This window comes from Kamptonema sp. PCC 6506, assembly GCF_000180455.1.
Taxonomy (GTDB): domain Bacteria; phylum Cyanobacteriota; class Cyanobacteriia; order Cyanobacteriales; family Microcoleaceae; genus Kamptonema; species Kamptonema formosum.
The window spans coordinates 1-13937 of the sequence record NZ_CACA01000216.1 but is presented as its reverse complement, the minus strand read 5'-3'; the positions used below and the strand labels follow the sequence as shown (position 1 = coordinate 13937).

At 45.3% G+C, this 13937-nt stretch carries 12 protein-coding genes; 3 read left to right on the top strand and 9 right to left on the bottom strand.

Features of this window, described 5'->3' with window-relative positions; genetic code table 11:
- Positions 1–169: 169 nt before the first annotated feature.
- The 4 genes from OSCI_RS11085 to purE all read right to left on the bottom strand — a co-directional run bounded on the left by OSCI_RS11085 (position 170) and on the right by purE (position 5473).
- Positions 170–1504, bottom strand: coding sequence for an ammonium transporter (locus tag OSCI_RS11085; protein ID WP_007355033.1), 1335 nt, complete (start codon positions 1502–1504; stop codon positions 170–172).
- Positions 1505–1919: 415 nt separating this feature from the next.
- Positions 1920–2834 carry an SGNH/GDSL hydrolase family protein gene (locus OSCI_RS11080; RefSeq protein ID WP_007355032.1) on the bottom strand — a complete coding sequence of 305 codons (915 nt, stop codon included), beginning with the start codon at positions 2832–2834 and terminating at the stop codon, positions 1920–1922.
- A 319-nt stretch (positions 2835–3153) separates the two neighbouring features.
- A complete protein-coding gene (locus OSCI_RS11075) occupies positions 3154–4755 on the bottom strand; it encodes an ammonium transporter (protein WP_007355031.1) in 1602 nt (533 codons plus the stop codon).
- Between the two features lie 205 nt (positions 4756–4960).
- Positions 4961–5473, bottom strand: a complete 513-nt coding sequence (gene purE / locus OSCI_RS11070) for a 5-(carboxyamino)imidazole ribonucleotide mutase (protein ID WP_007355030.1) — start codon at positions 5471–5473, stop codon at positions 4961–4963.
- A gap of 41 nt (positions 5474–5514) precedes the next feature.
- Between purE and nagA the strand changes: the two genes are divergently transcribed.
- Positions 5515–6729 carry an N-acetylglucosamine-6-phosphate deacetylase gene (nagA, locus tag OSCI_RS11065; protein ID WP_007355029.1) on the top strand — a complete coding sequence of 405 codons (1215 nt, stop codon included), beginning with the start codon at positions 5515–5517 and terminating at the stop codon, positions 6727–6729.
- A 73-nt stretch (positions 6730–6802) separates the two neighbouring features.
- Here nagA and OSCI_RS11060 read toward each other — a convergent pair whose 3' ends face one another.
- The 5 genes from OSCI_RS11060 to OSCI_RS11035 all read right to left on the bottom strand — a co-directional run bounded on the left by OSCI_RS11060 (position 6803) and on the right by OSCI_RS11035 (position 12084).
- On the bottom strand, positions 6803–7447 hold the full coding sequence (locus OSCI_RS11060) for a GIY-YIG nuclease family protein (RefSeq protein ID WP_007355028.1): 645 nt from the start codon (positions 7445–7447) through the stop codon (positions 6803–6805).
- Between the two features lie 118 nt (positions 7448–7565).
- Positions 7566–8219 carry a glutathione S-transferase gene (locus tag OSCI_RS11055; RefSeq protein ID WP_071592497.1) on the bottom strand — a complete coding sequence of 218 codons (654 nt, stop codon included), beginning with the start codon at positions 8217–8219 and terminating at the stop codon, positions 7566–7568.
- A 213-nt stretch (positions 8220–8432) separates the two neighbouring features.
- Positions 8433–9383, bottom strand: coding sequence for a rhodanese-related sulfurtransferase (locus tag OSCI_RS11045; protein WP_007355026.1), 951 nt, complete (start codon positions 9381–9383; stop codon positions 8433–8435).
- Between the two features lie 298 nt (positions 9384–9681).
- Positions 9682–10863, bottom strand: coding sequence for a sulfate adenylyltransferase (gene sat / locus OSCI_RS11040; protein WP_026103853.1), 1182 nt, complete (start codon positions 10861–10863; stop codon positions 9682–9684).
- 138 nt (positions 10864–11001) lie between these two features.
- Positions 11002–12084: a DUF6745 domain-containing protein gene (locus tag OSCI_RS11035; protein WP_007355024.1), complete on the bottom strand. Its 1083-nt coding sequence runs from the start codon at positions 12082–12084 to the stop codon at positions 11002–11004.
- A 381-nt stretch (positions 12085–12465) separates the two neighbouring features.
- On the opposite strand from OSCI_RS11035, the gene OSCI_RS11030 reads away from it, so the two are divergent.
- On the top strand, positions 12466–12756 hold the full coding sequence (locus OSCI_RS11030; protein WP_007355023.1) for a helix-turn-helix domain-containing protein: 291 nt from the start codon (positions 12466–12468) through the stop codon (positions 12754–12756).
- Between the two features lie 281 nt (positions 12757–13037).
- Positions 13038–13910: a M15 family metallopeptidase gene (locus OSCI_RS11025; RefSeq protein WP_007355022.1), complete on the top strand. Its 873-nt coding sequence runs from the start codon at positions 13038–13040 to the stop codon at positions 13908–13910.
- The last annotated feature ends 27 nt before the right edge of the window (positions 13911–13937 follow it).

The window sequence follows — 13937 nt, the reverse complement described above, 5'->3', positions numbered from 1 at the left end:
AAGGTAATTAGCCATTAGCTATTAGCAGTTAGCGATTAGCAGTTAGCCATTAGCGATTAGCGATTAGCGATTAGCAGTTAGCCATTAGCCATTAGCGATTAGCAGTTAGCCATTACCAATTACCAATTACTTGTTCTCATACAAGTTAAAATCGCTCGCTATATAATTCTTATTCCTCAATCATGCTCAAACCCCCAGCAAACTCCTCTCCATAACCTTCTTCACCGTGTTCGTTAATATCTAAACCTTGGTCTTCAGCGGATTGCTTCACTCGCAACTCCATCATTGCTCCCAAAACCTTAAGGATTATAAAAGTACCGACAGCGGCAAAAATGTAGGTAGCGATAACACTAATAATTTGAGTTACAAGTTGCCCCGGATTGCCAAAAAGCAATCCATTATTCCCTGCACTGTTAACTGCTTTAGTTGCAAATACCCCAGTTAAAATCGCTCCCACTGTCCCGCCGACACCGTGAACGGGGTAAGTATCTAAAGAATCGTCAAATTGCAGTTTTGCCCGCAAACTAACAGCAAAGAAACAACAAACGGCAGTGATTGAACCAATCAAAACACCTGAAAGCGGAGTCACAAATCCAGCCGCAGGTGTAATACCGACTAATCCTGCTAAGAAACCAGAAGCAATTCCCACAGCCGTCGGCTTACCTCTAAGTACCCATTCCAGGATTGCCCAGGTCAAACCACCTGCGGAAGTAGATACCATCGTAGAGACAAAAGCAACTGCTGCTAAAGCTCCCGATCCTAAAGCGCTACCGCCGTTGAAGCCAAACCAGCCAAACCATAGCATTCCAATTCCGAGTAGCACATAAGGCACATTATGGGGAGCGTGAGGCTTATTCATAAAGTCTTTGCGGGGCCCGATCATCCAGGCTGCAACTACCGCAGAAACGCCGGAACTAATATGGACAACATTACCGCCTGCGAAGTCCAGAGCTCCGAGTTCGCCCAGCCAGCCTCTACCCCAAACCCAGTGAGCCAAGGGAGAGTAAATAAAGGTAGACCAAAGCAGTACAAACCAGAAATAAGCTTTAAAACTCATCCGCTCAACGATCGCACCTGAGATTAAAGCAGGCGTGATGATCGCGAACATCATCTGGTAAACCATGAAGACTTGGTGGGGAATCGTTCCCGCGTAACCAATCGGATCGGGTTTATCGGCTGCGACATTGTTTAAAAACATCCAGTCTAAGCCGCCGATGAACTTTTCAATCCCTTTGCCAAAGCCTTCAGAAACGGGGGTGGAGACATCGAAGGCCAAACTGTAACCCCAAAGAGTCCAGGTAACGCCGATCAGAGCCATTAGTAACAGACTCATCATCATTGTATTCAGGACATTGCGCGATCGCACCAGCCCCCCATAAAAAAATGCCAACCCCGGAGTCATAAATAACACCAGCGCCGACGAAATCAGCATCCACGCCGTATCACCACTATTAATCGGATTTTCCACCACTACGGGTGCATTTTGAGCCAAAGCATTTCCCATAAGTGGGCCACTCAACAGCCATAACGAGATAACCCCAATCAGTAGAAGTTTTTTAATCACTTTACGCTTACTCCCCAACCCAAAGGAATTTTCAAGGCTAACCTTTGGATTCCACCATTTGTTAAACAACCCTTCTGTATTACCGAATACTAAAAACCGGACTTACACACTCACTAGAATTTTCTGTCATTGGGATGTTCTATCATTGGGATGTTCTGTCACTAGAATTTTCTGTCATTGCGAGCCAAGCGAAGCAATCTCCTTGGGGCTAAGATTGCTTCACTACGTTCGCAATGACAGACTTAAATTTTCTATGTTCGCAATGACAGAATTAGATTTTCTATGTTCGCAATGACAGAATTAGATTTTCTACGTTCGCAATGACAGACTTAGGTTTTCCGTGCGTAAGTCTTAATTAATGATTCACATCTAACTCTAACTGACTAAAAACTTGTAGAGCCGATCGCCACACCAAATATCCCTGCTCATTCAGGTGCAGGCCATCAGTGCTCAGTTCCAATCGGAGATTACCATTTGTATCTGCAAAAAGTGGGTATAAATCTAGGTATAAAGCATTTTCTGAATTAGCAACCTCTTTAAGCTGCCGATTTAGATCGCGAATGTAACTGTTAGGAATTGCTAAAAGGCGATCGCGACCCTCCCAAGAAGCTCGATCTCCCCCATGCGGTAAAATAGATTGCACTATAATTTGCGAATGAGGATGAACCCAACGCAAATCGCGGATCATCTGTCGGTGGTTAGCCAGAATCGTTTCCTCTCCTATCCCCCGAATCAGATCGTTAATCCCAATCATTAGAAAAATCGTCTCCGGTTTAACGCGGTCAAAAATTTGCAACCGCTTTAGCAAACCCGCCGATGTCTCACCAGAAATTCCTTGATTCAACCAAATGCGATCGCCTGGTAACAGTTGCGGTGGGAACCACATACTCAGAGAATCCCCAGCCAAAACAGTCAGCCTTTCGGGTCTATTAACGGCCACAGCCTCAGCTTCTCGCCCCAACTGAGCCACCCACTGTTCGTAAGTCCACTTGTGGCGAGGCCCCAACACAGGCTGGTTTTGCCCAATCCCTCCCGATACCTGTTCCAAGATTTTTTCTTGAAAGCTAGTAGCAGTCATAGAGTTACTAGCTTGAGCAGAGTGAGAGATAATGCGATCGCGCATCACCAACAAAGCAACAGTCACAAGCAGCAGCCCATTGGTAGCTAGAGATAACAAAGCCCAAGCCGGAGGAGTTGTTGAGCGAGTAAATTTCATCCCTAATAGGGATTTATTAGAGCCTCCTCCACTACCAGCTTCAAACTTAACCATAAGCTCAGGGGACGTGCAGCCATCCGACGGCGAATTAGCATAAATAGTGGCTCGGATTCAACCGATCGACTCTGTTTTCGACCTGCGGGAATCAAGCACCGTCTTTTTTGCACACTTTACCACAAAAATTGTTAACGGTTAACGGTTAACAGTTAACTGTTAACCGTTAACTGTTAACTGGTAGAACTACATTAACGAGGTAATCTCTTAAGCCAAGGAGATTGGGACGAGGATAAGGAGCGATGGGAGAAGATGGAAGATAGAAAATTCCCCCCTCTCCCTGCTCAAGAGCTTAAGAGCTCCCCCTGCCCCCTATCCTCTACTTACCAGTCCCGCCGCTAGCAGGCCAGCCGCTACGGGAGGAGGCATCACTTACCCCACTAAAGCCTGTCTCCTTGACAAAGCCGCTGTAAGCTTCCATTCCGTGTTCGCCAATATCCAGGCCTTCTGCTTCCTCTTCTGGAGTAACTCGGATACCCAGAGTCGCCTTCAGAGCTAACCAGAAAATGGTACTCAGTAGAACAGTCATCCCTCCCACTGAAACAACGCCAATAATTTGCGACCAAAGTTGACCAAAGCCACCACCGACCAACAATCCGGCTGCTGGGCCAGCACTGTAGAGTCCAGTTGTCGGGCCATCAGCAAACAAGCCTACTGCCAGAGTTCCCCAAATACCGCAGACTAGGTGAACTGAGGTTGCACCTACGGGGTCATCAATTTTTAAGTTATCGAAGAAAGTAACTGCAAAGACTACCATTACCCCAGCAACAATGCCAATCAGGGCAGAATTGGGTACGTTAATCCAAGCACAACCAGCCGTAATTCCCACCAAACCAGCCAAAAGGCCGTTAATAATCATGGAAAGATCCGGCTTACCGAGGTAAAGCCAAGCAGTAAGGCCCGCTGCCAATGCGCCAAAAGCGCCGGCTGTATTAGTTGTAATCGCAATGTGAGCGATCGCATTTGGATCTACAGCCATTGTCGAGCCTGGGTTGAACCCAAACCATCCTAACCACAGAATTAAACATCCTAACGTCGCAATACTCATGTTGTGGCCGGGCATAGCAACGGTTTCGCCATCTCTATACCTGCCAGTACGCGGCCCCAGAAAAGCTGCTCCCATCAAAGCTGCCCAACCGCCCACAGAGTGAACTACTGTTGAACCTGCAAAATCCCAAAAGCCTGCTTGTGCCAGCCAACCGCCGCCCCAAATCCAGTGTCCGGTGATAGGATAGGCAATTCCTACTAGCAACAAGCTGAAAATTAAGAAATCAAAAAACTTGATCCGCTCTGCAACTGCTCCAGACACGATAGTTGCGGCCGTACCTGCAAAAACTAATTGGAAAAAGAACTTAGCATTGAGCGGTATGCCAGTCCAATTTAAAGATTTGAAGATGCCTTGGTAAGCGTCCCCTGTGGCAGGGCTATTGTCAGTCACGTTCCAAAGAAACCATCCGCCGCTGGTACCGAGGAAAGCATTGCCGTCGCTGAACATTAGGGCAAAGCCAATCGCCCAAAATGCGATCGTGGAAAGGGCAAATACAATTAAGTTTTTGGCTAAAACATTAACTGCATTTTTTTGACGACAGAAGCCAGTTTCTAACATACAGAAACCAGCATTCATAAAGAACACCAGCATCCCAGCCACCATCACCCACATGGTGTCTAGCCCTACCTTCAGACTTGCTAATTGTTCCTCAGTGGTGGGGGGTGTAGTTTGGGCTACGGCAGCGTAACCCCAAAACAGCACGATGATACCAGCTAAGGGAATGCAAGCCTGCCAGCTAGGACTCAACCGCTTGATGGCGACTTGTAAACGAGCTAACTTTTTGGTAACTCTCGGAAATTCAGTTGCGAACCAATTGGAACGAGATCGCTGTGTTTTTCTCAATTTTTTCTTTTGGATTGTTAGTTTAGACATCTTGCAAATATTTCAGCAATTGTTCAAAGATTCCATCAATATTTGTTCCTTACCTTCTGTATCCAAATATACATTTTTTTAGCGAAGGTTCTGGAATTGCTTGGGTTGACATAGCAGCACAAAGGTAGACAGCTTGTCAAGCCTAATTGCTCATTTCTTAGTTAACTGTTAACGGTTAACGGTTAACTGTTAACAGTTAATAACTTTAATCGAGATACTGCTTGTAACCAAGCTCAGCCAATCTTTCTTGCTTTTCCATCACAGATTGCGATAGACTTTGGCGGTACTGCTGCACTCGCTCTAACAATTTTGGTTGGTAAGCCGCTAATATTTGTACTGCTAATAAGCCAGCATTTTTAGCATTGCCTATTCCCACTGTTGCTACAGGTATGCCAGCAGGCATTTGTACGATGGAGTAGAGGGAATCTACCCCTTGCAGGTGTCGTGTCGCCACAGGTACTCCGATTACTGGCAAAGGTGTCAGCGATGCTACCATACCTGGGAGATGCGCTGCTCCTCCCGCACCTGCGATAATAACTTTTAGACCTCTCAGATGTGCATTTTGGGCATATTCTACCATCCGCTCAGGAGTGCGGTGGGCGGAGACGATCGCGACTTCGCAAGGGATGGTAAATTCTTCACAGATGGCGATCGCATCTTTCATCGTGGGCAAATCCGAATCACTGCCCATGATAATTCCAATTACAGCTTGATTCATAAGATTTTAGATTTCAGACAGATTAGATATTTTGTTGGAAAATGATTGAAGCAACAACCCCAATTGCTGCCCCGATAGATATTCTTAATGCTAAGCTCCCCGGTTACAATGGCTTGCAGGCGATCGCTATTAATGCTGAGGGTATCATTCAAGGAATTTACCCGATGGAGAAAGTGTTTAAGCGGGTTGCTCCTCCAGATTTGCAAGTAATCGACGCAGGCGGAGATTTAGTGTCTCTTGGCGGAGTTGATTTGCAGATTAATGGAGCCCTTGGTTTGGCTTTTCCAGATTTAGAGAGCGACAACATCCCATTTTTACAGGAAATTTGTCAGTTTTTGTGGACTCAGGGAATAGATGGTTTTTTGCCAACTCTGGTAACAACATCACTGGAAAAATTTAGGCGATCGCTTTCTACTATTGCTGATTTTATGGCCGCTAACAAAGACGCATCTCCTAAAACAGCTCAAATTTTGGGAGTCCATCTAGAAGGGCCGTTTCTTAATTTTCACAAGCGAGGCGCTCATCCAGCAGAGTTTTTATTACCACTAAAAATAGAAAATGTCAAGCAAGTTTTGGGCGATTGGGCAAATATAGTTAGAATAATTACGATCGCGCCAGAGTTAGACGGCACAGGAGAAGCGATCGCCTATTTGCAAAGTTTAGGCATTACAGTTAGCCTGGGACACTCACTAGCCACAGCAGCACAAGCACAGGAGGCTTTTGCACGAGGAGCCTCAATGGTAACTCACGCTTTTAATGCCATGCCCAGCTTACACCATCGAGAACCCGGAATGTTAGGAGCAGCGATCGTTCACCCCCATGTTCGGTGTGGATTAATTGCCGATGGCGAGCACGTAACTCCTGCCATGATTGAAGTGCTACTGCGTTCTAGCAGATACGAACAAGGGATTTTCTTAGTTAGCGATGCTTTAGCACCTTTGGGATTGCAGGATGGCGTTTATCCTTGGGATTCTCGGTATATTGAAGTTAAAAAAGGTACGGCCTGGGTACGAGTTGGCTATCACGAACCAGTAGAAGGGGGAACGTTAGCGGGGACGACACTACCTTTATTGATGGGGGTACAAAACTTGGTGAAGTGGGGAATTTGCGATGCCGAAAGTGCGATCGCGATGGCTGTGGACTCACCGCGAAAAGCGATCGGACTTCCTGGGATTTGTGGTCAGTCTGCTGTTCAGTTATTGCGCTGGAAGTTGAATGAATTGACGAAAGAATTAACTTGGCAAAGATTATTTTAGATAGCTACTATTGTTTGTACAAATTGTCAAGAGTTAAATTGGTTTAATGGCATTGCTAACTTGATAATTCTTTTTAAGAATCAATGACAGCACTCCAATCATCATTTTTAACTGCTGCTTCTAATTTTTGATGACGCTCAGCCATTGCGCTATCCTGTCGATCGTTCTTCTCTAATTCATCAATAAGGGTGCTATCCGCCATTGCTTTACGTAATTTGAGCTTCTTCTCTTCGTAGTTATTGCGATCGCTTTCTGACATCACAATCCGGGCCGCTTCACCCACTGTACTCGCCCAATTTCCCTGTGCTGCTTGATTTCCAGGTGGAATGTAATCTAACTCAGCAATCCATTCATCCCGAAGAGCTTCCATCGCCTGACGCTTAGGAAATTTAAACACCTGAACTCTAATAAAAGCACAGATTTCAGTTCCATTTTGAGCTATGTGTCCCTCTAGAGACTGGCGTACATCCCGTGAGTAACCAATGTATTGAGATTGGCGATCGCAGTCTAAAACCGCATACACTCCAGCAACCTTAACCCGATCGGTGAGCGATCGCCAATCTTCCACTGAAACAACCTCAGCCACCTCATTATCTAAGGCAATAGATGGGCTAACGGAGGTATGCTCATCATCAGAACTATACAAAAAACTGTGCAGCCCTTGATGAGCCACAGGAACATTCTGATGTTCAATAGCGATATTATTTTCAGATTCCATCGGATTAGGGGTTAGGGGCTAGGGGATGCGTGAAAGAAGGGGAAGAGGGTAAGAGAGTCAATAGTTTGGGCTATGAGCGAGTATCTTAACCGTTGTGGCAGTTGCTATATCTTACCTCTTAATCAGGAAACATAACCGCTGTATTGCCCAATTCCCATTTTGGATATTTCTTCATCACCTGAGTGTAGATTTTAGAATCTATAAACTCTGATAACCAAGCTTGTAGCTGCGACCAAGGCTGTGCATTGAACCAATCTGGATCGGTATGGGCGAATTGACGAATAAAGGGTGCGATCGCCATATCTGCTAATGCCACACGATTACCAAATAAATATTTTTTCGTACTTAAATTTACATTCAGTTTCTCTAAATATAAAGCACCCTCAATCCGATGAGCTTCTGAATCGATCCCTTCATAACGATCCGGGTATTTATAACGGTCAAGATGATATTTAAACCGATCGTCAAATTCAGCAATCAGCTCTAACATTTCTGCAACCGAACCTTGCTCTGGAATCAACCATTTTTCCGGGTCGTGTTGTGTCAATGCCCACAACATAATATCCATACTTTCATCCAGTACGCGCCCATCAATATCAATCAATACCGGTACCGTACCTTTAGGGGATACGTCCAACATTTCCTGTGGTTTATCACGCAAGACAACTTCCCGTAACTCACAGACTCGATTGCTGATAATTAATGCCAAGCGTGCCCGCATAGCGAATGGACAGCGGCGGAAAGAATACAAAATTGGGTAGGTTGCTGACATCGGCAAAGGAAGAAGCAAGAAAAAAGAGGGAAGAAGGAAAAAGTCTAAAAAAATCGGTTATATCATTTCCATTTGATTCGGAATTACATCATAATAATTTTTGTAGGGGCGGGTTCGCCAACATATTTGATAAGTATTGATAAATCCTATAAACCCGCCCCGGTCATATAATTCCGATGAACCGGATTTGATATTACGCCTTTAATTGGTAGATTAATCCATTGACGTAAGATTTGATTTCTCCTTAACATGATAGCTAGCACCGATATGCACTTGATTGCGACTCTTCGCCAGCTCAATTTGACGTTGCCGCTCGGATAAAGATTTTTTCTGCGCTTCAGTTTTCGAGTTATAGCAATGCGGACAACTTACACCCAAAACAAATAATTCTGAAGCTTTTTCTTCCTGACTAATTGGGTGACGACAAGCGCGACAAAGTTCATATTCACCAGGCTTTAAGCCATGACCAACTGAAACTCGTTCATCAAAAACAAAACATTCGCCTTCCCAGCGACTTTCTGCTTCTGGAACTGTTTCTAGATATTTCAATATTCCACCTTCTAAGTGATAAACTTCCTGAAAACCTTGACTTCGCAAAAATGCCGTAGATTTCTCGCACCGAATACCTCCCGTGCAAAACATTGCTACTTTTGGCTTATTGCGTAATGTCGTTTCTCGCTTTACCCATTCGGGTAATTCAGAGAAGCTTTTTGTTTTGGGATCGATCGCACCTTTAAAGGTTCCGAGGGATACTTCGTAGTCGTTACGCACATCAACTACGACAACATCAGGATCGTCAAGTAGTTGATTCCACTCGTCAGGTTTGACATACTTACCAGCCATTACAGTTGGATTAATATCGGGTAAACCCATAGTCACGATTTCGCGTTTTAAGCGTACTTTTAGCCGATAAAATGGTGCTTTTTCGGAGAAAGATTCTTTGTGGGTTAAATCAGCTAAGCGCGGATCGCGACGTAGGAATGCTAGCACTGCATATATACCTTCAGGTAAGCCGGCAATGGTGCCATTAATTCCTTCTTGGGCTAGTAAGATAGTGCCTTTCACCTTGTTTTCGTTGCAGCAGGCTAGCAAGGGTTCTCTCAGTTGGGCAAAATCCGAGAGTTCAACAAATTTATACAAGGCGGCGGTTAAGAAATAAGTCATAGCTCAATAGGCAGGTGGCAGGTGGCAATAATAGAAAGGGTTGGGAAACTCTAGCTTAACGTGGGATAGACCGCGATCGCACCAAACAATTTTTTAGGCAGAATTAGGGACTTACGCAAAAAAACCGGTTTTCTGACCAAGATCGTCGCTTTTTTCCAGAAATATTAACGCCGAAACCGGGTTTTTGACCAGCGTAAGTCCTAAGAATGCAACAGCCCTTGCAGGAAAGGGGGTTGAGGGATTAGTTCAAAGAATTTAGCAGGGAGCAAGTTTACAGCCCTGCACGGCTCTCCACTAATCAAATCTCATAAGCATAAATATTCATTGCCCGTGCTAATTCTGCTGCTACTTCTGGCCGTGAAAATTCCGGCGGTGGTAATTTCCCTTCTCGTAACATTTGCCGCACCTTTGTCCCGGATAAATGTACTCGCTGTTCTGGTAAACTTGGGCTCGTCTTTGTCGTAGCCATTTGCCCCGTCAATTTACAGTAAAAAGCGTGTTCAAATTTCATCGGCATGATGCCTAATGCTGCGGGGTCAAATTCTTCAAAAATGTATTGGGCATCATAAGTTCCATAGTAGTCGCCAACCCCTGCATGATCGCGCCCGACAATGAAGTGCGTACAGCCGTAGTTTTTGCGGATTAAAGCATGGAAAATTGCTTCTCGCGGCCCTGCATAGCGCATGGCTGAGGGATTAATTGCTAGAATTACTCGGTCTTGTGGGAAATATTTTTCTAACAGGATCTCGTAACAGCGCATCCGTACATCGGCGGGGATGTCATCTTCTTTAGTTGCGCCCACTAAGGGATGTAAAAACAATCCATCTACTATTTCTAAAGCGCATTTCTGAATGTATTCGTGAGCTCTGTGGATGGGGTTCCGGGTTTGGAATCCGACGATGGTTTTCCAGCCTTTTTCACGGAATAAAGCTCTCGATTTTGCTGGATCTATCTGATATTTGGGAAACAGGGGATGATCCAGGCGTTCCATTAGCCATACTGGGCCAGCGAGGTTAATAGGCCCAGATTTGTCTAGTACCTGCACGCCGGGATGTTTGAGGTCATCAGTTTTGTAAACGTTGATTGCCTCGATTTCTTTGCTGTAGGAATATTTTTCAGTTAGTTCTAAGATGCCTACAAAGTCGCCGTTGGGAGAGTCGAGGCGGACTAAGCTACCTTCTTTGAGGCGATCGCTTACTTCTTGGGAGACGGGAAGAGTAACGGGAATTGACCAAGGCAGGCCGTTTGAGAGGTGCATATCGGCGATGACGGATTTGTAGTCATCGCGATTCATAAACCCCGTCAGGGGGCTAAAACCGCCGATCGCAATCATTTGTAAGTCGGAGAGGGCGCGATCGTCTAACTGAACTCGCGGTAGAGTCTCTGCTTTGTGGAAAAATTCTTGTCTCTGATCTAGTGTGGCAATACGGTTGATCAGTTGACCGCCGTGCGGCGGAATGCTATCTAAATACTGACTCATGTTAATTTGGGTTTTTAGCTTGTAGCTACCAGTGTCCATACTATCAAGCTCTGAGACTATGGACTTACTGATTCACGACTTTGACCGTAACCACCCTCCCGACAGTATCAGGAACCGCCGAGAGGGGGCGTTACGCTTTTAGGTTTGAATGCTAAATTCTTCGGGATCGACTCCCCAATTTACCCAGGTAATCGCATCTCTGGCTAATTTTAAGTCAGGCGGTACGCGCAATGCGTGTATGTGTCCCGTGCTCGGACAAGTCATTTTTAACAGATAAATTGGTTCGCTGTCCAGATTTTGGTCGATTTTTAATAAGGTGTATTCTTGCCAAGAATCTAATTCAATTGCTTGTAAGTCTTGGCAAATTCTGGCATAGCCAATTTCTTGAATTAATACTCGCCGAACTTCGGCGTTTTCCTCTGTTAATAGCCATTTCGCTTGCCATTGTTCCGGGTGCAGTTTCCCATAGGTTTCTGGCAATCTAATACCGTGATAAGCGTAGACATTGAATCCGTCGGCATATTGTACTGCTGGTGCTGCTTCGGCGTGGAGTAGCTTTTGGCTGTCAAAGTTAATTAGGCGGGGGCGATCGCACACAAAGCAAGTTTTTTCAAAAGGGTAAATCCAGCCGCAATTGTTAACTAGCAACTGCATTATTTCCCATTTAGCTAAATCGCATTCTAGATTTAATTCAGAAATGCAAAAATCTACCCAACTGCCATTACAAGCTAATAATTCTGAGACAATTTTGTTGCGATGATAAAATTGTCTCTCCATAAAGCTGTAGAAAATACCTATCATTTTGCTATGCAGTAGGCTATGCAGTTGATTGTGAATGTGGTTGTTAAATTGCTCGATAATTTGAGCGTATAGCGGATTATACAATTTGCTGTAAATCTCATTTTCTAGTTCACTTTTTATTTGTCCGGTTAATTTTCTATATAATTCTGAGCAAATTTCGCTTTTTAATTCCTCCCCTATTTCGCTGCCAAATTCGCCACCCATTCGCTCTGAAAAATATTGTAAAGCTAAATATGGGCTATCAAAAAAAATAATTTGCGGCTCTTCTTGAGCAATAAAATCATAGGCTGTTTTTATTGCTACTGATGCTCGATCGCGGTTGATGGGTTCTGTACGCAGCGCTAGTTTTCTCCATTTTTCGAGATATAATGGAATTAATGCTTCTTGTGCTGGTGTTAGGTCGGTAAGTTGTTTAGACATATTTTATCCAGCTTATAGAACCCATTTCAGCTCTAAGAGGCTAGCCTCTTAATCATCAGCCTAATAAAACAAATAGAACTTACGCAGGTTGTCCCAGAAACTGGTTTTTGAGAGAATCTGTGGGTTACGCAGAAGGCAGGAGACAGAATGCAGGAAGTAGAAGTCACAATGAAGTATTTTCGTAAAAAAACCGTTTTATGAGGTTGGGTGCGTAAGTCGTGACGCGGGCGATCGCCTGCTATGAACCGAGCCAAGGCTGGGGGCGATCGCCATTAAGATATCAAATGGGTTCTATAGCCAACAAATTTCCATAATTTTGCTATATAATGTAAAATCATTTTCAAAAAGTAGTTTGATATTTTAAGAGGGAGCCTCAAAAATATGGATCTGGAAGCCCTGAGAGAACGTGCGGGGCTAACCCGTGCAGAAGTTGCAGTCAGACTTGGAATCAGTGAAACCAGCGTTCGCAACTGGGAAACGGGGCGCACAGAACCCACTATGACCCCCAACAAATACCTAGAAGCCTTACAGTTGTTTCAATGTACCCCAGAAGAGATGGCAACAGCAAGTCAAAAATCAATGAATCAGCGGCACAAACGCAAACCGGGAAGACCCAAGCGGTTAATCGACAACGGAATTGCAGAGGTTGCCGATTCTAGAGCAGGTGGCTAAGAAAGCAAACAAAGGGGCGATCGCGATCGCCCCAGAGGTAAGGTATAGCTAGGGGCTACGATGCTCCGATGCTCAGGGCTAGGGAAAAGGAAAAATGTTACTCCGTAAAGGATTATGGACTAAAAGTAACAGTTGGACTTGCCGTAATCGCCCTGGCGGTTGCTGTAAAATTCCAGATAAGACAAAATTTATGACGTTTTATAGATATAGCTGTGGATTTACCAGTCTCAGTTACAATCTTTAACGTTAAGCCTTGATTGAAGTGCAGGAGTGAAGCTGGCTTGGATAACGCTAGTCTAAAGAGAAAACCTCCAAAAGCCTCAGAGCTTGCCGCCGACGACATTCCAGAGGCAGTGCGCGACACCCCCGACGTACAACCTCAAACCAGTCAGCAAGAGAAAAAATGGCTAATCTGGAGATTGGCTGGATTAGGTGCGATCGCATTAGCAGCCAGCCTGTGGCTACAAATGCGATATAACTTAATCCCCTTCACTTCTCCCTCCGCCCAAAGCGAACAAAACACAGCCGCATTAGCAAGCTCGCCCTCAACAGCCTCAACCAGCCCCGCCTCACCGTCCCCATCCCCTCAAACTTCACCCTCTGCACCAGCAACGCCTGTTGCTTCTAATAGCCCAGATAACCTGCTAGGACATCTCCCCTACGAAGAAGCACCCCTCTCCGAAATCCAAGCTATCACCCCCGACGGTAGCCTCAAACTGCGAAAAGCAGCAGCAGCCAAGTATCAAGAAATGGCAAACGCCGCCGCCGCAGAAGGAATCTACTTTGTCCCTATTTCCGGCTTTCGTTCCGTAGATGACCAACAGCACGTATTTTTCGACATCAAAGCAGAACGAGGACAAGCACCCAGCAAACGAGCAGAAGTTAGCGCCCCTCCCGGCTACAGCGAACACCACACTGGGTACGCGATCGATATCGGTGACGGCAGTGCTCCCGAAACCAACCTCAGCCAAAGTTTTGAAAATACAATCGCCTTCAAATGGCTGCAAGCCAATGCCGCATACTTCAGCTTCGAGATGTCCTTCCCTAAAAACAATTCCCAAGGCGTGAGTTACGAACCCTGGCACTGGAGATATGTAGGCGATCGCCATAGCTTGGAAACTTTCTATAAAGCCCATTCCCTTAAGGGGAGATAGGGAGCGGGGGAGCGGGGGAGCAGGGGG

Excerpts from the sequence above, each read along its gene's own strand:
- OSCI_RS11085 (WP_007355033.1), bottom strand. The coding sequence starts at position 1,504 with ATGGGAAATGCTTTGGCTCAAAATGCACCCGTAGTGGTGGAAAATCCG.
- OSCI_RS11080 (WP_007355032.1), bottom strand. The coding sequence starts at position 2,834 with ATGGTTAAGTTTGAAGCTGGTAGTGGAGGAGGCTCTAATAAATCCCTA.
- OSCI_RS11075 (WP_007355031.1), bottom strand. The coding sequence starts at position 4,755 with ATGTCTAAACTAACAATCCAAAAGAAAAAATTGAGAAAAACACAGCGA.
- purE (WP_007355030.1), bottom strand. The coding sequence starts at position 5,473 with ATGAATCAAGCTGTAATTGGAATTATCATGGGCAGTGATTCGGATTTG.
- nagA (WP_007355029.1), top strand. The coding sequence starts at position 5,515 with ATGATTGAAGCAACAACCCCAATTGCTGCCCCGATAGATATTCTTAAT.
- OSCI_RS11060 (WP_007355028.1), bottom strand. The coding sequence starts at position 7,447 with ATGGAATCTGAAAATAATATCGCTATTGAACATCAGAATGTTCCTGTG.
- OSCI_RS11055 (WP_071592497.1), bottom strand. The coding sequence starts at position 8,219 with ATGTCAGCAACCTACCCAATTTTGTATTCTTTCCGCCGCTGTCCATTC.
- OSCI_RS11045 (WP_007355026.1), bottom strand. The coding sequence starts at position 9,383 with ATGACTTATTTCTTAACCGCCGCCTTGTATAAATTTGTTGAACTCTCG.
- sat (WP_026103853.1), bottom strand. The coding sequence starts at position 10,863 with ATGAGTCAGTATTTAGATAGCATTCCGCCGCACGGCGGTCAACTGATC.
- OSCI_RS11035 (WP_007355024.1), bottom strand. The coding sequence starts at position 12,084 with ATGTCTAAACAACTTACCGACCTAACACCAGCACAAGAAGCATTAATT.
- OSCI_RS11030 (WP_007355023.1), top strand. The coding sequence starts at position 12,466 with ATGGATCTGGAAGCCCTGAGAGAACGTGCGGGGCTAACCCGTGCAGAA.